At 37.3% G+C, this 22,472-nt stretch carries 19 protein-coding genes and 1 pseudogene; 15 read left to right on the forward strand and 5 right to left on the reverse strand.

Annotation, left to right across the window (positions count from 1 at the left end; all coding sequences use genetic code 11):
- Both EV694_RS03290 and EV694_RS03295 read right to left on the reverse strand, forming a co-directional pair.
- Positions 1–1,232: pseudogene (locus EV694_RS03290) on the reverse strand (hypothetical protein); the annotation flags it as partial.
- A gap of 30 nt (positions 1,233–1,262) precedes the next feature.
- On the reverse strand, positions 1,263–2,144 hold the full coding sequence (locus EV694_RS03295) for an OmpA family protein (RefSeq protein WP_165865495.1): 882 nt from the start codon (positions 2,142–2,144) through the stop codon (positions 1,263–1,265).
- A gap of 462 nt (positions 2,145–2,606) precedes the next feature.
- On the opposite strand from EV694_RS03295, the gene menC reads away from it, so the two are divergent.
- From menC to EV694_RS03360, 14 genes are all read left to right on the forward strand, one after another.
- Positions 2,607–3,617: an o-succinylbenzoate synthase gene (gene menC, locus EV694_RS03300; RefSeq protein WP_132689257.1), complete on the forward strand. Its 1,011-nt coding sequence runs from the start codon at positions 2,607–2,609 to the stop codon at positions 3,615–3,617.
- Positions 3,618–3,683: 66 nt separating this feature from the next.
- Complete coding sequence (gene aroQ, locus EV694_RS03305) at positions 3,684–4,133, forward strand: type II 3-dehydroquinate dehydratase (RefSeq protein ID WP_132689260.1); 450 nt, start codon at positions 3,684–3,686, stop codon at positions 4,131–4,133.
- Between the two features lie 259 nt (positions 4,134–4,392).
- Positions 4,393–4,866, forward strand: coding sequence for an acetyl-CoA carboxylase biotin carboxyl carrier protein (accB, locus tag EV694_RS03310; protein ID WP_132689263.1), 474 nt, complete (start codon positions 4,393–4,395; stop codon positions 4,864–4,866).
- Positions 4,867–4,935: 69 nt separating this feature from the next.
- Positions 4,936–6,282 (forward strand): acetyl-CoA carboxylase biotin carboxylase subunit, encoded by a 1,347-nt coding sequence (gene accC / locus EV694_RS03315; protein WP_132689267.1) that lies wholly within the window; start codon positions 4,936–4,938, stop codon positions 6,280–6,282.
- Positions 6,283–6,350: 68 nt separating this feature from the next.
- Complete coding sequence (locus EV694_RS03320; protein WP_132689270.1) at positions 6,351–6,611, forward strand: YhdT family protein; 261 nt, start codon at positions 6,351–6,353, stop codon at positions 6,609–6,611.
- Positions 6,608–8,053 carry a sodium/pantothenate symporter gene (panF, locus tag EV694_RS03325; protein WP_132689273.1) on the forward strand — a complete coding sequence of 482 codons (1,446 nt, stop codon included), beginning with the start codon at positions 6,608–6,610 and terminating at the stop codon, positions 8,051–8,053. The genes EV694_RS03320 and panF overlap by 4 nt, the downstream gene beginning before the upstream one ends.
- Positions 8,054–8,055: 2 nt before the next feature.
- Complete coding sequence (gene prmA, locus EV694_RS03330; RefSeq protein WP_132689276.1) at positions 8,056–8,937, forward strand: 50S ribosomal protein L11 methyltransferase; 882 nt, start codon at positions 8,056–8,058, stop codon at positions 8,935–8,937.
- Positions 8,938–9,202: 265 nt separating this feature from the next.
- Positions 9,203–10,165 (forward strand): tRNA dihydrouridine synthase DusB, encoded by a 963-nt coding sequence (gene dusB, locus EV694_RS03335; protein ID WP_132689279.1) that lies wholly within the window; start codon positions 9,203–9,205, stop codon positions 10,163–10,165.
- 63 nt (positions 10,166–10,228) lie between these two features.
- Complete coding sequence (fis, locus tag EV694_RS03340; protein WP_132689282.1) at positions 10,229–10,528, forward strand: DNA-binding transcriptional regulator Fis; 300 nt, start codon at positions 10,229–10,231, stop codon at positions 10,526–10,528.
- Between the two features lie 285 nt (positions 10,529–10,813).
- Positions 10,814–12,553 carry a thiamine pyrophosphate-dependent enzyme gene (locus tag EV694_RS03345; protein WP_132689285.1) on the forward strand — a complete coding sequence of 580 codons (1,740 nt, stop codon included), beginning with the start codon at positions 10,814–10,816 and terminating at the stop codon, positions 12,551–12,553.
- A 212-nt stretch (positions 12,554–12,765) separates the two neighbouring features.
- Complete coding sequence (locus EV694_RS11110; RefSeq protein ID WP_424580047.1) at positions 12,766–13,131, forward strand: hypothetical protein; 366 nt, start codon at positions 12,766–12,768, stop codon at positions 13,129–13,131.
- A 57-nt stretch (positions 13,132–13,188) separates the two neighbouring features.
- Positions 13,189–13,641 (forward strand): IS256 family transposase, variant Zn-binding type, encoded by a 453-nt coding sequence (locus tag EV694_RS03350; protein ID WP_424580049.1) that lies wholly within the window; start codon positions 13,189–13,191, stop codon positions 13,639–13,641.
- Between the two features lie 228 nt (positions 13,642–13,869).
- Complete coding sequence (locus EV694_RS03355; RefSeq protein WP_132689288.1) at positions 13,870–15,324, forward strand: catalase; 1,455 nt, start codon at positions 13,870–13,872, stop codon at positions 15,322–15,324.
- Positions 15,325–15,481: 157 nt separating this feature from the next.
- Entirely contained in the window at positions 15,482–18,349 is a 2,868-nt protein-coding gene (locus EV694_RS03360; protein ID WP_132689291.1) for a valine--tRNA ligase, read from the forward strand.
- Positions 18,350–18,438: 89 nt separating this feature from the next.
- On the opposite strand, the gene EV694_RS03365 is transcribed toward EV694_RS03360, so the two are convergent.
- Positions 18,439–18,570: an entericidin A/B family lipoprotein gene (locus EV694_RS03365; RefSeq protein WP_132689294.1), complete on the reverse strand. Its 132-nt coding sequence runs from the start codon at positions 18,568–18,570 to the stop codon at positions 18,439–18,441.
- Positions 18,571–18,767: 197 nt separating this feature from the next.
- On the opposite strand from EV694_RS03365, the gene EV694_RS03370 reads away from it, so the two are divergent.
- Entirely contained in the window at positions 18,768–20,552 is a 1,785-nt protein-coding gene (locus tag EV694_RS03370; RefSeq protein WP_132689296.1) for an AMP-dependent synthetase/ligase, read from the forward strand.
- 152 nt (positions 20,553–20,704) lie between these two features.
- On the opposite strand, the gene EV694_RS03375 is transcribed toward EV694_RS03370, so the two are convergent.
- Both EV694_RS03375 and raiA read right to left on the reverse strand, forming a co-directional pair.
- Positions 20,705–21,862 (reverse strand): chorismate mutase, encoded by a 1,158-nt coding sequence (locus tag EV694_RS03375; RefSeq protein ID WP_132689299.1) that lies wholly within the window; start codon positions 21,860–21,862, stop codon positions 20,705–20,707.
- A 165-nt stretch (positions 21,863–22,027) separates the two neighbouring features.
- Positions 22,028–22,351, reverse strand: a complete 324-nt coding sequence (gene raiA, locus EV694_RS03380; protein ID WP_132689302.1) for a ribosome-associated translation inhibitor RaiA — start codon at positions 22,349–22,351, stop codon at positions 22,028–22,030.
- Positions 22,352–22,472: the final 121 nt, after the last annotated feature.

Below are 22,472 nucleotides of genomic sequence, written 5' to 3' on the forward strand. Positions count from 1 at the left end.
TTATCACTGTCTGTAATCGTCACTGTCACTACGGTGTCTGCTGAAACATCATCTGTTTCGCCTGCCACACTTACAGTACCGTTTTCATTATTTACTGTACCATCTACGCTAATGCGACTTTCTACCGCATCTAACACTTGGCTATCATCAGTTTCGCTGATGGTATTGCCGTTATTATCGGTGGTTTCCACTTTAATGGTTAACTCGCCATCCGTTAAGCTGCTGACATCAATATCATCTAGGCTATAAGTACCATCTTCATTGACTGTTGTAGTCGCTGTTACAGTATCGCCATCTTTATCCGTAATGGTCACTGTCACCGTTTCGCCCGCTGCCACATCGGTGGTGCTACCGTTTACATCTACGGTGGCATCTTCATTATTGACCGTCACATTAACCTCAATACTGCTGGCTCTAGCATCTAAATCAACAAGATCATCGTCCGTAATAGTTACACCATTACTATCAGTAGCAGAAGTTTCTACGTTTAGCCTTCCATCTGTTAAACTACTTACATCAATATCAGCTAGGCTATAAGTACCATCAGCCGCTACTGTTGTCGTTGCTGTTACTGTATTGCCTTGTGAATCTTCAATAGTAAAGGTAACAACAGCGCCTTCATTAACATTAGTAGATGTTCCTGTAATATTAATACTTTCCCCATTAACATTTACTTGGCTATCAATACTTGAGTTTGTTTCTGTTGCATCCCGACTTGAATTATTATTTGAGGCATTATCATCATTATTTGATCCGCCCGATCCACCAGCCACTAAAGCAATTCCACCCGCAAAAGGAATCAGGGCTAATAACCACCAAGGACTAAAGATCCAGAAAGCACTATCACGTTCCTCACCACCTAAGGCTTGTGGTGCTGAATCTTGATCGTCCAACATACTTACCGCGTCGGCTTTTTCGCCTGTGGTTGGAACATAAGCATAAATCTTACCGTTTTCGTGTTCCCCTACAATTAAATTAGTCGTTCCTTCAGTATTATCGCTATAATAATTTTGAATAATCACATCAGGTTCTAAATCGCCATCTTCTAAAAGAATTTGTAAATCATTCCCAACACGCTTAGCAATAATATTTTGTGGTGCAAACCCAGTATTATCATCAATTAATTGGTAATTCGCTTTATTGCTTGCTTCAATAACAATTTTTTCACCCTTAGCCACTTTATAATTTGCTAAAGTTTTCTTTGCACTTAATACTTTAATTGTTGTTGTCATTGTTTGTTCCCTTAATAAAATAAAACGCTATTATTTAGTACCAAATACAGATACTGTTACACGACGATTAATTAAATTACATTGTTTAATTTGAGCAGGATCCTTTGAATAAACTTTCTCACAATCCTTACGCAATAAATTGCTTGCTCCAAAACCTTTAACTTCTAAAGGTAAAGATAAACCATTATTGGTTAAAAATGTCGCAACACTTTTAGCCCGTTTATCTGAAAGTTTTTGGTTATAATTGGCTTTACCAACAGGATCTGAATAACCATCTAAAACCACTTTAGTGATTTTATTTGGATCTTGATTAACGATATTAATAAGGCTTATTAACTTATTTTTATCTTGATGAGATAATTTATTTGCTTGATAAGAATCAAAAGCAAAACTAATATTCTCCGTTGCTAATACATAACTTTGATTTGTACAATTTTTATTAACAACTCTGGATAAGGTATCCGTTTGTAATTGAAGTTGAGCAATTTCTTGCTTAGCGGTTTGTTCATCAACAAACATAAAATGAGGAGTGTGAGGATCATTACCAAATACCTTAACATAAGTCACTGCTTGGCTAGGTAAATAAAAAGAAACACCTTCGGTTCGATTACCAAAACCTGTATTAGTAACGTAAGAGGTTGAAATAAAATTCTTATCGGCACAAAGCTCTAATATGGTTAATCCATTATTTAATAAAGAGGCTTGATAATCCGAATTAATATAAATATCAATGGCTTTTTGTTGTGGTTCTGGCAATCTATATACCACAAAAAGCGATTTAGATGGGTCAAGATCTTGAGTATTTATACTCCATTGATCAGAAAAATTATGCCATTGTTCTAATGGCTTTTGTTGGCTCGTACAGGATATTAAATTTAATATAACAAATAAAAAAAGACACTTTTTTATCATAAACATTCCTTAGTTTCTTTAAGTTAGTACTATAAATGTACAATTCTAAGGAATCTCAAATTATTCGCTATTTAAATTAACCTTTTTTTAAAAACAAACTAATTTATACGAAATAAACTTATTACATATAATTATTTATCAAAATTAGATAAATAAAACATTAAACAAACAAACAAACAAACAAACAAACAAACAAACAAACAAACAAACAAACAAACAAACAAACAAACAAACAAACAAACAAACAAACAAACAAACACTATAAATTTTACCGTTTAAGCCTTTCAAGTCTATTTTTGTAAATAAATGAAATAATTTAATTTACACTTATATGTGATTATTCTTCGCTATAACTACCAACCTTATAGACTGGTCGATAAGATTGGCTTTTGTTATAATCAAAAAACCTTTTAAAAACAGACCGCACTTTATTTAACACTTTGATTTACGAGAAAATTTACAATGACAAAACAAATCAACCTTTATCAATATAGTATTCCTGTGGACGCACAATTAGTTTTGCGTAATCGTTTTTTAAAAAAACGAGAAGGGCTATTAGTCCATTTATGTTGTGGGGAAAATGAAGGCTGGGGGGAAATTGCGCCTTTACCTGAATTTAGTCAAGAAACCCTTGAGCAAGCAAAGCAAGAAACCATAAGTTGGTTAAATGCTTGGTATCAAGATCAAGATTGTGAGCATAAAATACCCTTAACAGGCTTATCGCCTTCTGTGCAATTTGGCTTAAGTTGTGCCTTGGCGGAATTAACCCAACAGTTGGGCAAAGAGGGCTATTATCAAACCGCACCTCTTTGTTATGGGGATCCTGATGAATTATATGAGCAGTTGGATCAAATGGTTGGGGAAAAAATTGCTAAAGTAAAAGTGGGAATGTATGAGGCTAATCGTGATGGTTTAATCGCTGATATGCTTTTAGAGGCGATCCCTGATTTACAATTACGACTTGATGCCAATCGCCAATGGACAATAGCAAAAGCGGAAATGTTTGCCAAATATGTGAAACCTGAACATCGTCAGCGTATTCAATTTATTGAAGAACCTTGTAAAACCCCTGACCTAAGCCGTCAATTTGCTCAACAAACGGGAATTGCTATTGCTTGGGACGAATCGGTCAGAGAGACGGATTTTTTATTGAAAAACGAACCGCACTTAACCGCCATTATTATCAAGCCGACATTGGTTGGTTCCTTGGACAAATGTATTGATCTTATTAAGCAAGCCCATAAACTGGGGATTCAAGCGGTTATTAGTTCATCTATTGAATCAAGTTTTGGATTAACGCAATTAGCAAGAATTGCTCATCAATATACGCCACTCACAATGCCTGGTTTAGATACCTTAGATTTGATGGATTATCAGTTAATTCGTCCTTGGCCTGGTTGTTCATTACCGCTTTTAGAATTAAATTCTGAGTTTATTCAAAAAATTTCACTCATTGATGAAATAAACAGATAAGACCAGCCTGAATAAAGAACTCGTTATAATGCTTGGTCGATGGTTGATAAGAATAAAGGATCACCTATGCAACATAAAATTTTAGTATTAAATGGCCCAAATTTAAATATGTTAGGCAAAAGAGAACCTAAACATTATGGGCGTTTATCTTTGGCAGATATTGAGCAAAATTTGCAACAATTTGCTACCTCACAAGGGGTGAATTTAGATTTTTTTCAAAGTAATAGTGAAGAAAAATTAATTGATAAAATTCATCAAAGTTTTGATTTAGTGGATTTTATTATTATTAATCCTGCGGGCTTTACCCATACTTCTGTAGCATTGCGTGATGCCTTACTTGCGGTGGCAACTCCTTTTGTTGAAGTGCATTTATCTAATATTCATCAACGTGAACCTTTTCGCCATCATTCTTATTTTAGTGATGTGGCACAAGGGGTCATTTGTGGATTAGGGGCAAAAGGCTATGAATTTGCCTTGCAATTCGCGGTTAATTTCCTCGAAAACCAAGCTAAATAGCCTAAAATAACGAAAAAAATACAAAAAATTAAAGAATTTTATCGCCAAAATAAGGAATTTCAGGTAATCTCTCAGACTGGATTTTTTATTAGGCTATGATGATTTAAACAAAGCCATATCGTCGTTTCCATTTAAAGTAAGAGAACGATAGATAGTGAAATACGTTGTTTAATCTCAGCCAACCCTATATAAAATGTGCAAGCATTATTATTGAATAATGTTGCTATTTTAGTGAAACAACATTTTAAACGGACTATGTATGGATATTCGTAAAATAAAGAAACTTATCGAATTAGTAGAAGAATCGGGCATTATGGAAATAGAGATTTCCGAAGGGGAAGAGTCTGTTCGTATTAGCCGTGGTTCACCCGCTCCTGTAGCAAATAATATTCAATACCAATTACCTGCCGCTGCACCAGCACCTGTTGCACCAGCCGTTGCTGCAACGCCAGCCACTGTCGTTGCCGATAATACGCCTGTTGCAAGCGATGAATTATCTGGGCATATTATCCGTTCACCAATGGTGGGGACATTCTATCGTAGCCCAAGCCCAGAGGCGGCCCCTTTTGTTGAAGTGGGTCAAAGCGTTAAAGTAGGCGATGCCTTATGTATCGTTGAAGCAATGAAAATGATGAATCGTATTGAGGCTGATAAAGCTGGGGTTGTAAAAGCCATTTTGATTAACGATGGTACACCTGTAGAGTTTGATGAGCCATTGATTATCATCGAATAATCTTTATTATCCAATAGCAGGCAATTCGCCTGCTATTTCATTGATTATATTCAATACAGTGGAATTATTATGTTAGAAAAAGTCGTTATTGCCAATCGTGGCGAAATCGCTTTGCGTATTTTACGTGCTTGTAAAGAGCTTGGCATTAAAACGGTTGCTGTGCATTCCACCGCCGATCGTGAGTTAAAACACGTTTTATTAGCTGATGAAACAATTTGTATCGGGCCTGCACCTTCAACCAAAAGTTATTTAAATGTTCCCGCCCTTATTGCTGCCGCAGAAGTCACAGGGGCAGATGCCATTCATCCGGGCTATGGATTTCTTTCTGAAAATGCTGATTTTGCTGAACAAGTAGAACGTTCTGGCTTTATTTTCATTGGTCCAACCGCTGATGTTATTCGTCTTATGGGTGATAAAGTATCGGCCATTGAAGCAATGAAAAAAGCGGGTGTGCCTTGTGTACCCGGTTCAGATGGGCCATTAAACAATGATATTAAGAAAAATAAAGCCATTGCGAAACAAATTGGCTATCCTATTATTATTAAAGCCTCTGGCGGCGGTGGCGGTCGTGGTATGCGTGTGGTACGCAATGAAGACGCATTAGAAGAATCTATTGCTATGACAAAAGCAGAAGCGAAAGCCGCATTCAATAATGATATGGTTTATATGGAAAAATATTTAGAAAACCCACGTCATATTGAAATTCAAGTTTTAGCGGATACCCATGGCAATGCGGTTTATTTAGCGGAACGTGATTGTTCTATGCAACGCCGTCATCAAAAAGTGGTAGAAGAAGCGCCCGCACCGGGCATTAGTGAAGAAGTTCGCCGTGATATTGGGGAACGTTGTGCCAATGCTTGTCGTGAAATTGGTTATCGTGGTGCTGGTACCTTTGAGTTTTTATATGAAAATGGGCAATTCTATTTTATTGAAATGAATACCCGTATTCAGGTTGAACACCCAGTTACCGAAATGATCACCGGCGTTGATTTGGTTAAAGAGCAATTACTGATTGCCTCTGGCTTACCACTTTCCTTTAAACAAGAGGATATTAAGGTAAAAGGGCACGCTTTGGAATGTCGTATCAATGCGGAAGATCCGAAAAACTTCTTACCATCACCAGGCAAGGTCACGCATTTACATTCGCCGGGCGGTTTAGGTGTGCGTTGGGACTCCCATATTTATGGGGGCTATACTGTTCCTCCTCATTATGATTCAATGATTGCGAAGTTAATTACCTATGGTGATAATCGTGAATTAGCCATTCGCCGTATGCAAAATGCCCTAGCGGAAACCATTATTGATGGGATAAAAACCAATATCCCATTACATGAGATTATCCTTAGTGATGAAAATTTCCAAAAAGGGGGAACGAATATTCATTATCTGGAACATAAGCTAGGTATGAAAGATTAATTGATGTTAATAATAGGATAAAAGGAAGAGCGATCTTCCTTTTGTTAATTTCATTACAAGGAATATCTATGGAAATAAAATTTCGTTATCAACAAGCGACCAAAGAGGCAAAATGGGCGTTATTTGCCACTATTTTATATTTAATCGGCTGGTGTCTGTGTGCCTATTTTCCTCCTCATACGACAGGATTATTGGGCTTTCCCCTTTGGTTTGAATTATCTTGTCTTTATCTTCCCATTGTCTTTATCGCTGTCGCTTACTGGATAATTAAGGTGATTTACCAAGATATTTCCCTTGATCATCAGGATAAATCGGAGAATAAATCATGAATTTCGCGATTATTCTTCCCTTAATGGCTTATCTTATTTTTATCTTCGCTGCCGCTCTTTATGCCTATCGCAAACGCTCAAAAGGCGATTTTTTAACCGAGTATTATGTTGGTAACCGCTCAATGACAGGGTTTTTATTAGCAATGACAACCGCCTCCACCTATGCCAGTGCCAGTTCTTTTATTGGCGGCCCTGGTGCGGCTTATAAATTTGGTTTAGGCTGGGTATTGTTAGCGATGATTCAAGTCCCTGTGGTTTGGCTTGCATTAGGGGCATTAGGTAAAAAATTTGCCTTATTATCTCGTCAAACCAATGCCCTTACCCTTAATGATTTATTGTTATATCGTTATAAAAATAAATATTTGGTCTTGGTGGCGGGTATCGCACTATTGATCGCATTTTTTGCGGCGATGACGGTACAATTTATTGGTGGTGCGAGGTTATTAGAAACCACCATTGGTATCAGCTACACCCAATCTTTACTGATTTTCGCCATTACTGTTGGGCTTTATACCTTTATTGGCGGTTTTCGTGCGGTAGTGCTGACTGACGCTATTCAAGGCACGATTATGATTATCGGCACAATAATTTTATTAGCGGCGGTGATTTATGCCGCTGGTGGCATAGAAAGTGCGGTCACAAAATTAAATGAAATTGATCCTATGCTTACCACCCCTTATGGGCCAAACAATATGCTCGATTTCCAATTTATGACCTCTTTTTGGATTTTAGTATGCTTCGGAGTAGTGGGATTACCTCATACTGCCGTACGTTGTATGGCATTTAAAGACAGCAAAGCCTTACATCAAGGTATGCTAATTGGGACCATTGTGTTAAGTATCATTATGTTAGGTATGACCTTATCAGGCGCGTTGGGACGTACATTAATCCCTGATCTTGCCATTCCTGATCAAGTGATTCCTACCTTAATGTTGCAAGTGCTACCCCCTGTAGTGGCAGGTATTTTTTTAGCCGCGCCAATGTCAGCCATTATGTCCACCATTGACGCACAATTAATCCAATCTTCCTCCATTTTTGTCAAGGATATGTACCTCTCGGCAAAACCAGAAATGGCAAAAAATCAGCAAAAAATTCGTTGGTTATCCTCATTAACCACATTGGGATTAACGCTATTACTGATTTTTGCTGCCCTCAATCCGCCTGATATGATAATTTGGCTCAATTTATTTGCCTTTGGCGGACTTGAAGCCACTTTCTTATGGGTAATTATCCTTGGCTTATATTGGGATAAAGCCAATGCTTATGGTGCATTAAGCTCAATGATCGCTGGCTTAGCTTGCTATATTCTTTTAACCACCACAGGATTTAAAATTTTTAACTTTCATCAAATTGTCCCTTCCCTCGTTTTCGGCTTAATCGCTTTCTTACTCGGGAATAAATGGGGCGAATATCAACAATCTTTAAGCAAAAAGGAAAAATAATTATGGCTTGGATTCAAATCCGCCTAAACAGTACAAACCAACAAGCGGAAATTATCGGCGATTATCTTGAACAATTAGGCTCAGTATCCGTTACCTTTATGGATAGCCAAGATACCCCCATTTTTGAGCCTTTACCGGGGGAAACACGTTTATGGGGCAATACCGATGTGATTGCCTTGTTTGACGCTGAAACCGATATGCCACCGATTGTGAACGCATTAAAGGCGAAACATTATATTACCAACGAAAACGCCTATAAAATTGAACAAATTGAAGATAAAGATTGGGAACGAGAATGGATGGATAATTTCCACCCGATGCAATTTGGCAAACGCTTATGGATTTGCCCAAGTTGGCGAAAAGTGCCTGATCCACAAGCGGTCAATGTGATGCTCGATCCCGGTTTAGCTTTTGGTACAGGCACACACCCCACTACTGCGCTCTGCCTTGAATGGCTTGATAGCCTAGACTTACAAGGTAAAACCATTATTGATTTTGGTTGTGGTTCAGGCATTTTAGCCATCGCTGCCCTAAAATTAGGCGCAAAACAAGCGATAGGTATTGATATTGATCCACAAGCGATCTTAGCTAGCCGTAATAACGCCATAGCCAATGGGGTAGAAAACCAACTACAATTATACCTTAGCAAAGATGTCCCTACAGAACTTCGTGCAGATCTTGTGATTGCCAATATTCTTGCTGGTCCATTAAAAGAACTTTACCCAAACATAAAAACCTTGGTTAAACCACAAGGCGAATTAGGATTATCCGGAATTTTAGCCACACAAGCCGAATCAGTATGCCAACGCTATCAAGATGGTTTTGACCTTGATCCCGTTACCTGTCGTGAAGAATGGTGCCGAATTACAGGTAAAGCCAAATAAAAAATCAGCAGAAAATGCCAAAATATTATACAAAATCAATAAATCATTAAAATTTATTGATTTGTATAAAAATTACCCTTTGCAAATAATAAAAAAGTGCGTATCATATCGCACCTTGTCGGTTGATATCGTGGTTTCAAACTAAAATAAAACAAGATGGTACCGCAAAATGTACTCAGATTAATTATTTTAAAGCGAAACAACGATAACAGGATCGTCAAATAGAAATAAAAGGAAAACAAAGCACATTGAGGAAAATAATTTAATGCAGATTGGTCAATATAAACTCAAAAATCGCATTATTTTAGCCCCAATGGCTGGGATTACAGATCAACCTTTCCGTAAACTTTGTGCCTATTATGGTGCAGGATTAACTGTTTCGGAAATGATGTCTACTAATCCAAATGTTTGGCATACGGAGAAATCAAAGCTACGTTTGGCTCATGATCAAGCTGCTGGCATTAATGCTGTGCAGATTGCAGGAAGTGATCCAGAAGAAATGGCAAAAGCGGCACAAATTAATGTGAAATATGGTGCACAGATTATCGACATTAATATGGGTTGCCCCGCCAAAAAAGTGAATCGTAAAATGGCAGGTTCTGCCCTTTTACAATATCCCACTTTAGTAAAAGATATTCTTCAAGCTGTGGTAAACGCCGTTGATGTGCCTGTTACCTTAAAAATAAGAACAGGTTGGGACACACAACATCGGAATTGTTTACACATTGCCCAAATTGCAGAAGCGTCCGGAATTCAAGCCTTAACAATTCATGGACGAACAAAAGCCTGTAAATTTGAAGGTAATGCAGAATATGATTCCATTAAAGCGGTAAAGCAGCAAATCAATATTCCTGTTATCGCCAACGGTGATATTGACTCCGCACAGAAAGCGAAGTTTGTGCTAGATTACACCCAAGCTGATGCCATTATGATTGGCAGAGCAGCCCTTGGAAATCCTTGGATTTTTCGTGAAATCTCGCAAGCACTAGAATCAGATTCGGTAGAAATTAACACTGATTTTACTGAGAAACAACGTATAGTGTTACAACATATCCAAGATCTTCATCATTTTTATGGCGAAGAAAAAGGGTATCGCATTGCACGCAAACACGTTGCTTGGTATTTATCAAATATTCAACCGAATTGCACGTTTAGACAAACTTTTAATGCCCTTACATCGGCTCAAGCACAAATAAAGGCGTTAGAAGAATTTTTTAGTTTAGTTTGAGTAGCTATCATATCATCTCGTTTGATATGTTGTACTCGTAAAGTAATTTATGGATAAAAAACAATGCTAGAACAACAACGTAACCCTGCTGAAGCACTTACTGTATCAACATTAAATGCACAATCTCAAGTGACAAATAAACCACTTCGTGATTCTGTGAAACAAGCGTTAAGAAACTATTTATCACAATTAAATGGTCAAGACGTCAACGATCTTTATGAATTAGTCTTAGCAGAAGTTGAACACCCAATGTTAGATATGGTCATGCAATACACCCGTGGCAACCAAACTCGCGCTGCCAATATGTTGGGAATTAACCGCGGCACTTTACGCAAAAAATTAAAAAAATATGGCATGGGTTAACCACCTTATATTTTGACGAAAAGACACCTACAAGGTGTCTTTTCTTTACATAAAGATTTTATCTGAAAGGGCGGTCGGTTTTTAAACATTATAGTCATTTCAATTTAAATTAATCCCTCTATACTTAAACTCTAGCAATATAAAAATAATCCCAAAAACCAACCGCACTTCCCCTCCCGCCCCTCAAAATAACGTAAAACAACGTAAGAGACATTAGCAGGTATCTACATTTTCATTATAATAAAGGTAATTTTTATGCAACTATGATAAATAAGGAGTATCAATATGAGTAAAACCGTAGCTGATCAGCTGGTTGAAATGTTAATTGAGGCTGGTGTGAAACGTGTCTATGCAATTACTGGTGATAGCTTAAATCCAGTGAACGATGCCATTCGCCGTAATGGTGAGATTGAATGGATTCACGTCCGTCATGAGGAAGTGGCTGCTTATGCGGCTTCAATGGATGCGGAATTAAACGGTATCGGTTGTTGTATGGGAAGCTCTGGTCCGGGGCATGTGCATTTGGTAAATGGTTTATATGATGCCAACCGTTCTGGTAACCCTGTTATTGCCATTGCGAGTACCTGTCCAACCAATAAATTTGCCCAAGACTATTTCCAAGAAACTAACCCTTATTATTTGTTCCAAGATTGTAGTAAATTTGTCGCGGTTGCTAATACGGCTGAGCAAACACCGCATATGTTACAAGCCGCATTACAAAATGCGGTCGCACAACGTGGCGTGGCAGTATTAGGTTTACCTGGCGATGTGGCTTCTGCAAAAGCCGTTGCCATTAGTACAGCAACACAGCATTATCCTGCAAAACCTATTTTCCGTCCGAATGATCAAGAGTTGCAACAGTTGGCAAACTTACTCAATCAGCATAATAACATTACCCTTTATTGTGGACACGGTTGCCAAAATGCGGTATCCGAAGTACGTCAGTTAGCGGAAAAATTAAATGCCCCTATTGCCTATACTTTCCGTGGTAAAATTTTCTTTGATAGTGATGATAATCAACATAAAGTGGGGCTTAATGGCTTATTGGGCTACCGTTCTGGTTATGATGCTTGTCATAAAGCAGAGGTTTTAGTGATGTTAGGTTGTGATTTCCCCTATACTGAATTTTTACCGACCAATAATAAAATCGTGCAAATTGATATCAACCCTGCTCGTTTAGGACGTCGAGCTCAATTAACGCAAGGTTTGGCTGGAGATATTGCTGACACGTTACAGGCATTATTGCCATTAATTAATGCCAAAACTGACCGCACTTTCTTGCAAGCGATGCAACAAGAGTTTGCTAAATCAGAAGCGAATTTTAACAGCTATATCACAGAAAAAAGCAAAGAAGATGAGATCCAGCCTGAATATGTCGCTCATTTAGTCAATGAATTAGCGGCGGACGATGCGATTATGACGGTTGATACAGGAATGACTGTGGTTTGGGCGGCACGTTTTATTGGGCGTAAAAAAGATCGCTATCTCACCGGTTCGTTTAACCACGGTTCAATGGCAAATGCGATGCCAATGGCAATTGGTGCAGCGGCCACAAAAACATCTCGCCAAATTGTCGCGCTCTGTGGTGATGGCGGTTTATCTATGTTACTTGGCGATTTAGCCACCATTATGCAATATCAATGGCCGATTAAAATTATTGTGTTCAATAACCGTAGCCTTGGTATGGTGAAATTAGAAATGCAAGCTAACGGTTTTGTTGATTGGCAAACCAATATGGTAAATCCGCCTTTTGATAAAATTGCCGATTTAATGGGAATTAAAGGCTTTGAAGCTCATAAAGGTAGCGAAGTGGAAGAGGTATTAAAACAGGCGTTTGCTCATCAAGGCCCGGCTTTAGTGAATATTTATACCTCTTCTGATGCCCTAAGCTCTCCGCCACACACTAGCCTTGCTCAAGTTCGTGGCTTTATGACCTCAATGATGAAAAAAGCCTATGCTGGCGAAACAGAGGAAGTGATTGCTGCGGCAAAAGCAGGTATGAAGCATATGAAAGATTTATTTTAATCCTTATCAATCACATATTGCTGTTTCAATGTGAATATGGTCGTTCTATCTAAAATATACTGCGTTGATATTGTCCTATTTTAGGTGTAATGGACAAAATGGTTGCTAAAAAGTGGCTTGAAGCCTTATAGTATAAGGCTTTAACTCACTTTTTTGAAAAATGAACAAAAAATTGCCCATTCTGTTTAAATAAACAGATAAAAAAACATGGTATTAGAAATAATATTCAACGCTATAAATGCAATCATTGTAATAAAACGTTTACCTTTCAAAACAAATTAAATCCCACAGAAATTTGGTTTCATTATTCTCAAGGAAAACAGACGTATAAAGAGCTTGCCATTAAATATCAATGTTCTGTTAAAACAATTCAAAGATATATTGATAAAGCGCCTAAAACAGCTTTAAAACTTCCTCTATCAATACATTTAAATATTATTATGGATACCACTTTCTTTAAGCGAGATTTTGGTGTGTTAGTGTTAATGGATAGCCTGACAGAAAAAGTGATTTATCATCAAATTGTAAAAACAGAAAAGGCTATTTATTATCAACTAGCTTTAAACAAATTAAGATAAAAAGGCTATATTATTCAATCAATTACCTGCGATGGTCGTCGTGGATTATTAAAAGAGATATTTAATACGCCTGTTCAAATGTGCCATTTTCATCTAGTGGTAAGGGTGATGAGAAAATTAAGAAAAAAACATCAATCTCAGGCAGGAAAGGAATTAAAAATCATTGTGAAAACCTTAAAAGAAAGCCAAAAAAATGATTTCTTTCGTCGTTTGCATTATTGGTATTTAACACACCAAGATTATTTGAATGAACGCTCAGAGAAATGCAATGAAAAAGGTTATTTTCCTTATAAACATAAAAGATTAAGAGGGGCATTAGCAAGCATCAAATATTATGAAAAGTATTTATTTACCTTTGAAAAACATGCGGAATTAAATATTGAAAAAACAACAAATCGGTTAGAAGGCTTATTTAGTGAACTTAAGCGTAAATTAATTAATCATAATGGATTAAGTAGAAAACGTAAGATTATGTTTATAAAGGATTTTTTGAATAAAAAGAGTTGCTAACAATTTGAGAAAATTATTATTAGCAACCATTTTGTCCATTACACCCTATTTTAGAGTGGAACGACCATAAATAATTTTCATCAAAAGAGACCGCACTTTGATAGTCGGTTTCTTTTTTATTCATAAAATACATTGTTAAAACTAATTGATTTAATAGATTGATAACTAAAACTAATAAATGGATAATGCTGCAGAAAATTTTAACTATCAATGTTGGAGTGATTATTTATGACACAGAAATGCCCTTTTGATCATCATAGCAAAACCCTTACCACCGCAGCAGGTGCACCTGTTGTGGATAATGACAACACTATGTCAGCAGGTCCTAAAGGCCCTTTATTATTACAAGATGTTTGGTTTCAAGAAAAATTAGCCCATTTTGCTCGTGAACGTATCCCTGAGCGTGTTGTTCACGCTAAAGGTTCAGCGGCCTATGGAACCTTTACGGTTACGCAAGATATTACAAAATATACTAAAGCAGCTTTATTTAGCGAAATTGGTAAACAAACCGACGTATTATTGCGTTTTTCTACGGTAGCTGGCGAACGTGGTGCCGCTGATGCAGAGCGTGATGTCCGTGGTTTTTCATTAAAATTCTATACTGAGCAAGGCAACTGGGACTTAGTGGGAAATAATACGCCTGTATTCTTTATTCGTGATCCATTAAAATTCCCAGACTTTATTCATACGCAAAAACGTAATCCGCAAACCAATTTGCGTGATGCCAATGCAGCTTGGGATTTTTGGTCAAAACACCCAGAATCAATGCACCAAATTATGATTCTCTTTAGTGATCGTGGTATTCCAGCGACATTACGCCATATGAATGGTTATGGTAGCCATACTTATAGTTTAGTCAATGCCAATAATGAACGTTTTTGGGTAAAATTCCATTTCAAAACACAGCAAGGTCATCGTTTCTTTACCAATGAAGAAGCCGCTAAAGTCGTAGGCGAAAATCGTGAATCAAGCCAACAAGATTTATACGAATCTATTCAAAATGGCGATTTCCCTCGTTGGACTGTACAGGTACAAATTATGCCAGAAGCAGATGCACACAAGCATAATTATGCCTTTGATTTGACTAAAGTATGGCCACACAAAGATTATCCGCTTATTGAAGTGGGCGTATTAGAGTTAAACCGTAACCCAGCAAACTATTTTGCTGAAGTAGAGCAAGCTGCTTTTGCACCAAGTAATATTGTTCCGGGTATAGGTTTCTCACCTGACCGTATGTTGCAAGGGCGTTTATTCTCTTACCAAGATGCTCAACGTTATCGTCTAGGGGTAAACCACCATCAAATTCCTGTTAATGCGCCAAAATGCCCATATCACAATACACATCGTGATGGTGCAATGCGTGTAGATAATAACGGTGGGCAACATCCGAATTATGCCCCAAACTATGCGGATACTTATACGCCAACTCACGATCAATTACCATTACAAATTGAACGTGAAGCTGCCCATTTTGATTTCCGTGAATATGATCAAGATTATTATTCACAACCTGCGGCATTGTATGCGATTTTTGATGAACAACAAAAAGCCCGATTAGCAAGCAACTTCGCCGCCAGTTTAAATGGCGTAACCGATCCTGCCATTATTGAACGTCAAATGGCACACTTCACTCAAGTCAGTGAACAACTTGCTCAAGCGATTCGTGCTGAGTTAAAAGGTTAATCTTCATCAATAATTGACCAAGCACCTCTCCTTAGCGAGAGGTGTTTTTTTATTACCTTTGCGGACTTTGCAATTCCCCCCACTTTTCGGTAAAATTAGCCATTTTTATATCATCACAACACGCATCAATTAACCTCAATAAATAACGAGAATTTTTATGACGACACAATTTGAAATGGCAGATCGTTTTGAACCATCTGCGGTGGAACAAGCCTTATATAAACATTGGGAAGAACAAGGCTATTTTAAACCTTCAGAAAATGAAAATGCACCAAGTTATTGTATTGCAATCCCACCACCTAATGTAACAGGTAGCTTGCATATGGGGCATGCTTTCCAACAAACCTTAATGGACACCTTAATCCGTTTTCATCGTATGGAAGGCGACAATACATTATGGCAGGCAGGTACAGATCACGCAGGCATTGCCACCCAAATGGTAGTAGAACGTAAAATCGCGGCAGAAGAGGGAAAAACTCGCCACGATTATGGGCGAGAAGCCTTTATTGATAAAATTTGGCAATGGAAAGCCCATTCTGGCGGCACAATTAGCCAGCAAATGCGTCGTCTAGGCGATTCAGTGGATTGGCAACGTGAACGTTTTACTATGGACGAGGGGCTATCTAATGCGGTCAAAGAAGTGTTTGTCCGTTTGCATGAACAAGGCTTAATTTATCGTGGCAAACGTTTAGTCAACTGGGATCCGAAATTGCATACCGCCATTTCTGATTTAGAAGTGGAAAATAAGGAAAGTAAAGGCAGTTTGTGGCATTTCCGTTATCCCTTAGCCGATGGGGCAAAAACTGCGGAGGGCAAAGATTATTTAGTGGTCGCCACCACACGTCCCGAAACAATGTTAGGCGATACCGCTGTTGCTGTACACCCAGAGGACGAACGCTACCAATCATTAATTGGTCAATATGTTATGTTACCTTTGGCAAACCGTAAAATCCCAATTATTGCTGATGATTATGTGGATCGTGAGTTTGGTACGGGTGTGGTAAAAATTACCCCTGCCCACGATTTTAACGACTATGAAGTGGGTAAACGTCATCAGTTGCCAATGGTCAATGTGATGACCCTCAATGCGGATATTCGTGATGAAGCTGAAATTATTGGGGCAGATGGCAAGGTATTAACCGATTATCAAGCCATTATTCCAAGTCAATATCAAGGCTTAGAGCGTTTCGCCGCGCGTAAACAAATTGTAGCGGATTTTGAGCAATTAGGATTATTAGAAGAGATTAAACCACACGATCTTAAAGTGCCTTATGGCGATCGTGGTGGCGTACCTATTGAACCTATGCTGACCGATCAATGGTATGTAAGTGTTAAGCCTTTAGCCGAAGTGGCAACCAAAGCCGTAGAGGACGGAGAAATCCAATTTGTGCCTAAACAATACGAAAACCTTTACTTTTCTTGGATGCGAGATATTCAGGATTGGTGTATTTCTCGCCAATTATGGTGGGGGCATCGTATTCCTGCTTGGTATGATGAACAAGGTAATGTTTATGTAGCTCGCAATGAACAAGAAGTGCGGTCAAAATATCAATTAAATTCTGATGTCGTTTTACGCCAAGATGAAGATGTATTAGATACTTGGTTTTCATCGGGCTTATGGACATTCTCAACCTTAGGTTGGCCAGAGCAAACCAAAGAATTAAAGATGTTCCATCCGACCGATGTACTCATCACAGGATTTGACATCATTTTCTTCTGGGTTGCCCGTATGATTATGTTTACTATGCACTTTATTAAAGATGAAAATGGTAAACCGCAAGTCCCATTCAAAACCGTTTATGTTACAGGCTTAATTCGCGATGAAAATGGGCAAAAAATGTCAAAATCTAAAGGTAATGTGCTTGATCCTATTGATATGATTGATGGCATTAGCTTAGAGGATTTATTGGCGAAACGCACAGGCAATATGATGCAACCGCAACTTGCCGAAAAAATTGCCAAAGCCACCAAAAAAGAATTTGCTAACGGTATTGCAGCCCATGGCACAGACGCCCTACGTTTTACCCTCGCCGCTTTAGCAAGTAACGGACGTGATATTAACTGGGATATGAAACGTTTAGAGGGCTACCGCAATTTCTGTAATAAATTATGGAATGCGAGCCGTTATGTATTAATGAACATTAACAATTTACAATTAGCGGAAGGCGAAATGCACTTTAGCCTTGCGGATCGCTGGATTCAAGCAGAATTTAATCAAGCGGTACAATCTTTCCGTTCAGCCTTAAGCCAATATCGTTTTGACTTGGCAGCCAATGCCATTTATGAATTTACTTGGAATCAATTCTGCGATTGGTATGTAGAACTGACGAAACCTATTTTTGCTCAGGGTACGGATGCACAAAAACGTGCCGCTCGCCATACTTTAATTGAGGTGTTAGAAAAACTATTACGTTTAGCACACCCAATTATGCCATTTATTACCGAAGAAATTTGGCAAAAAGTGAAAGGCTTTGCAGGCGTAACTGGCGATAGTATTATGCTACAACCGTTTCCACAAGTGGTAGCCGAATACCAAGATCCACAAGCGGTAAGCCAAATGAATTGGCTTAAAGAGATCATCATTGCTGTACGTAATATTCGAGCAGAAAGCAACATTGCCCCAAGTAAAGTATTAGATCTTTATTTACGCAATTTAGCTGAACCAGAAAAAAATTGTTTGGAAAACAACCGCACTTTATTACAAGCCATGGCAAAATTAGGCAATATTATTGTGCTTGAGTCACAGCAAAATGCCCCTCTCTCTGTCGCCAAGTTGGTTGGGGATGCGGAACTATTTGTGCCAATGGCAGATTTTATCAATAAAGAAGCGGAGCTTGTTCGCTTGAATAAAGAATTACAGAAACTCAAAGGCGAAATTGTGCGTATTGAAAATAAATTAGCCAATGAAACCTTTGTTGCCAAAGCACCAGAAGCAGTTATTGCAAAAGAAAGAGAAAAAATGCAAGGCTATCAAGAAGCCTTAGATAAACTCAAATTGCAATATCAGGCTATTGAGCGCTTATAGGGTAAAAAAAGACTAAAATAATAAACCTGCGATAACATATCGCAGGTTTATTTTATGACATTTCTCTCAAAAAATAATTTCTAATCCCATTAATCACTAATAATTTCTTCCATTTTCTCACCAGCATTTTGGATATCTTTCCCAACGCCTTTCGTTGTTTCGCAAGCGGTTAAAGAGAACATAAACATTACTGATAATAAAGCTCCAATTATTTTTTTCATAATATTTTCCTTATAAAATTAACAACAAATTAGCGATTACAAAATTGTAATCAGTTAATACTCTATCTGATTTTTCATTGTTTCACAAGCAGAGGGCGATTTCATAAAGTAAAAAACCACTAGCTATTTTCCCCTAAAAATATTATATTAGCTAACACTTGTAAGCTAAGTTATATTTTCAAATATATGGAAAAGGTATGAATGCACTTGATTTTCATTTTGTAAACCGAATTCGCCAACAAGCAAAAAAATTAAAAAATAATACCGCACTTCGTTATTTAGAGCATCATAAATGGCAAGCGATGTCCTGGCAGACATTTCAACAACAAATCGATCAAGTTTCCCTTGCTTTACTTGCACATCATATTGATATTCAAGATAAAATCGGTATTTTTGCACAAAATATGCCACAGTGGACAATCGCGGATATTGGTATATTACAAATTCGTGCCATTACAGTGCCTATTTATGCCACCAATACTGCCAAACAAGCGGCTTTCATTATTAACGACTCAGATATGAAAATTCTATTCGTAGGCGATCAAGAGCAATATGATCAAATTATCAGCATCATAGACCAATGCCCACAACTTGAAAAAGTCGTTGCAATGAAGGCCAATATTGATTTAAGAGAACAAGTGTTCGCTTGCCATTGGCAAGATTTTATCGCTCAAGGTATCACTACCGATCAAAATAAATTAGAACAACGGTTACAAAGCAAACAGCTTAATGACCTGTTTACATTAATTTATACCTCTGGTACCACAGGTGAACCCAAAGGGGTTATGCTTGATTATGCTAACCTAGCACATCAATTAAAAACGCATGATCAAGTATTGCAACCTATCGATCATAATGATACTTCCTTATCCTTTTTACCTTTTTCACATATTTTTGAACGCGCTTGGGTCGCTTATGTATTACATCGTGGAGCAACCAATGTCTATATTGAAGACACTAATCAAGTGAGAGAGGCATTAACTGCTACCCGTCCAACCTTAATGTGTGCAGTGCCTCGTTTTTATGAAAAAATTTATAATGCGATATGGGATAAAGTAAATCAAGCTTCTTGGTTTCGCCGTAACCTCTTTAAATGGGCAATGCGTATCGGTGAAAAATCCTTTTATAGCCAAAAACCAAATTGGTTATTACGCAGACAATATGCTTTAGCTGATAAATTTGTCTTAGCTAAATTACGCAACTTACTTGGAGGACGTATTCGCATAATGCCTTGCGGTGGAGCTAAATTAGAGCCTTCTATCGGCTTATTCTTTCATATTATTGGGATTAATATTAAATTAGGCTACGGAATGACAGAAACAACTGCCACCGTTTCTTGTTGGCAAGAAAAAGACTTTGAGCCCCATTCCATCGGTCGCATTATGCCCAATGTTGAAGTAAGAATTGGTGAAAATAATGAAATTCTTGTGCGTGGTGATATGGTAATGCGGGGTTATTACAAAAAACCTGAAGAAACCGCTCAAGCCTTTACTGATGATGGTTTTCTAAAAACTGGCGATGCGGGAGAAATTGATGCACAAGGGCATTTACATATTACGGATCGTATTAAAGAACTAATGAAAACCTCTAACGGTAAATATATTGCACCGCAATATATTGAAGGAAAAATTGGTAAAGATAAATTTATTGAACAAATTGCAGTCATTGCTGATGCGAAAAAATATGTTTCCGCATTGATTGTTCCCTGTTTCGCTAGTTTGGAAGAATACGCTAAACAAATTAATCTAAAATATCAAGATCGATTAGAATTGCTCAAAAATGCGGAAATTATTAAATTTTTTGAAAAACGTATCAACGAACTACAAAAAGAATTGCCAAGTTTTGAACAAATTAAGAAATTTACTCTGTTGCCACAAGCCTTTAGTGTCTCAATGGAGGAAATTACTCCAACATTAAAATTACGCCGTAAAATTATCATGCAACGCTATCAACAGCAAATTGATGAGATGTATTCTAATTAAAAATGGCTAGATTTTAGAACTACAATGATACTAGCCTTGAATACAAAATATATGGTGTAAGGGACAAAATAGTTTCTAGTAATAATTTCCTCAAATTATTAGCAACAATTTTGTCCCTTACACCAAAAATTTTCCTTAGCCTTGAAAATAAATTAAATATCCACCGCTCTTACAATCTCACTTGGATAACATCCCAACACTTTTAAGAACGCACTATATTGTTGCAACTCCGATAACATTTTCTGCGTATCAGGGTGATGAGTATTAGCTTCAATTTCTAAATAAAACATCTCTTCCCAAGGTTTACCATAAATCGGACGAGATTCTAATTTCGTCATTTTGACATTATGTTGTTTAAACACCATTAAGGCATCGACTAATGCCCCTGCTTGCTGAGAAGTTGTCATCAATAATAAAGTTTTTGTTGGGATCTGCGGAGAAACGGCTAACGCCTTTTTCGCCACGATAATAAACCTTGTTATATTATTTTGCTGATTAGCAATTTGGCTTTTTAATACTTGCAAACCATATAAATTTCCCCCATCTTCATTGCCTAATGCCGCAATATTCGGTTTATTTAAACTTGCCACTAATTGCATAGCGTGAGAACTACTCTCGCAATATTCAATATGCACACGATCTAAGGTCTGAATAAATTGACTACATTGTTGAATAACTTGAGGATGGCTATATAAAGTATCGATTTCATTTAACTCGGCTTGCGTTGTGGCTAAAACACAATGTTTAATTGGATAAGCAAGCTCACCGACAATAAACAAATCTGTATGTTGTAATAAATCATAAACTTCGTTAATTGAGCCTGACGTGGTATTTTCCAAAGGCAAAATACCATAATCCGCTTCTCCTTGCTGAACTCGCTCAAATACTTGCTGAAAAGACTCGCAACTCAACTCAATTAAATCTTCTTGATACCTCGTTGCATAATTACGTGCCGCTAAATGAGAATAAGAACCTCGCTTACCTAAAAAAGCAATATGGATATGTTGCTCTCGTTGTTGATTGAGTTTTTTTTGTAAATAGACCTGTTGAGTTAATACCGAATCTTCAATAATTTTTTGAAAAATTTGCGTAATATATTGGGGTTCTAATTGATAATTTTGGCTTTGTGCAAATTGCACCAGCTCTTGTAATAATTGCTGTTCTCGCTCTTCATCTCGCAACGGCTTTTGGGTAATTTCTTTACTACGAACTACATCAAAAGCTAAACGATGACGTTCTGATAATAATTCTAATAAACGGCGATCAATTTGCGTAATTTGTTGGCGAATTTCGGTAAGATCCAATGACATATTTATTTCCATTAACTAAAAACATAGCCACATTGTAGAAAGATCAACTTAGCAAATCAATACATTTTAATCCGAATCTGACCGCCCTTTAAATCTCAACTTAAATTCCTTCTATCCGCCGATAAAAAAATGCCCGCTTAAGCGGGCAAAATGTTTGTTTAATGATTATTCAATAAATGAGTCTTTTAAACGTTCGTTAGCACGACGTGCTTCGCCTTTATGTTGTAATTTATTTAATTGTCGTTCTAATTTTTCCTCTACATCATTGATGGCTTTATACATATCATCGCCTTCCGCACTGGCAAAGAGATCACCTATCGGGGTGCCAATAGAGGCTTCAACAGAAAAACCTTTAGGTATTTTATTTAAAATAAAATGAGGATTAATTAATTGAGTTTGCCATTTTTCTAATTTAGTAAGACGCTCTTCAATGTGAGCACGAATTGCAGGGGTAATATCCATTTGTTTACTTGTGATATTAACAGTCATAATATTTACCTCTTTATAGTAAGTTGAACAACAATTCTATTAATTGTTAGATACAACATAATCCTTGCCACAAGAGTTTTCAAGTGTTATTTAGTAAAAAACACCATAAAATATGTAAAAT

Source organism: Volucribacter psittacicida, assembly GCF_004339025.1.
Lineage (GTDB): Bacteria > Pseudomonadota > Gammaproteobacteria > Enterobacterales > Pasteurellaceae > Volucribacter > Volucribacter psittacicida.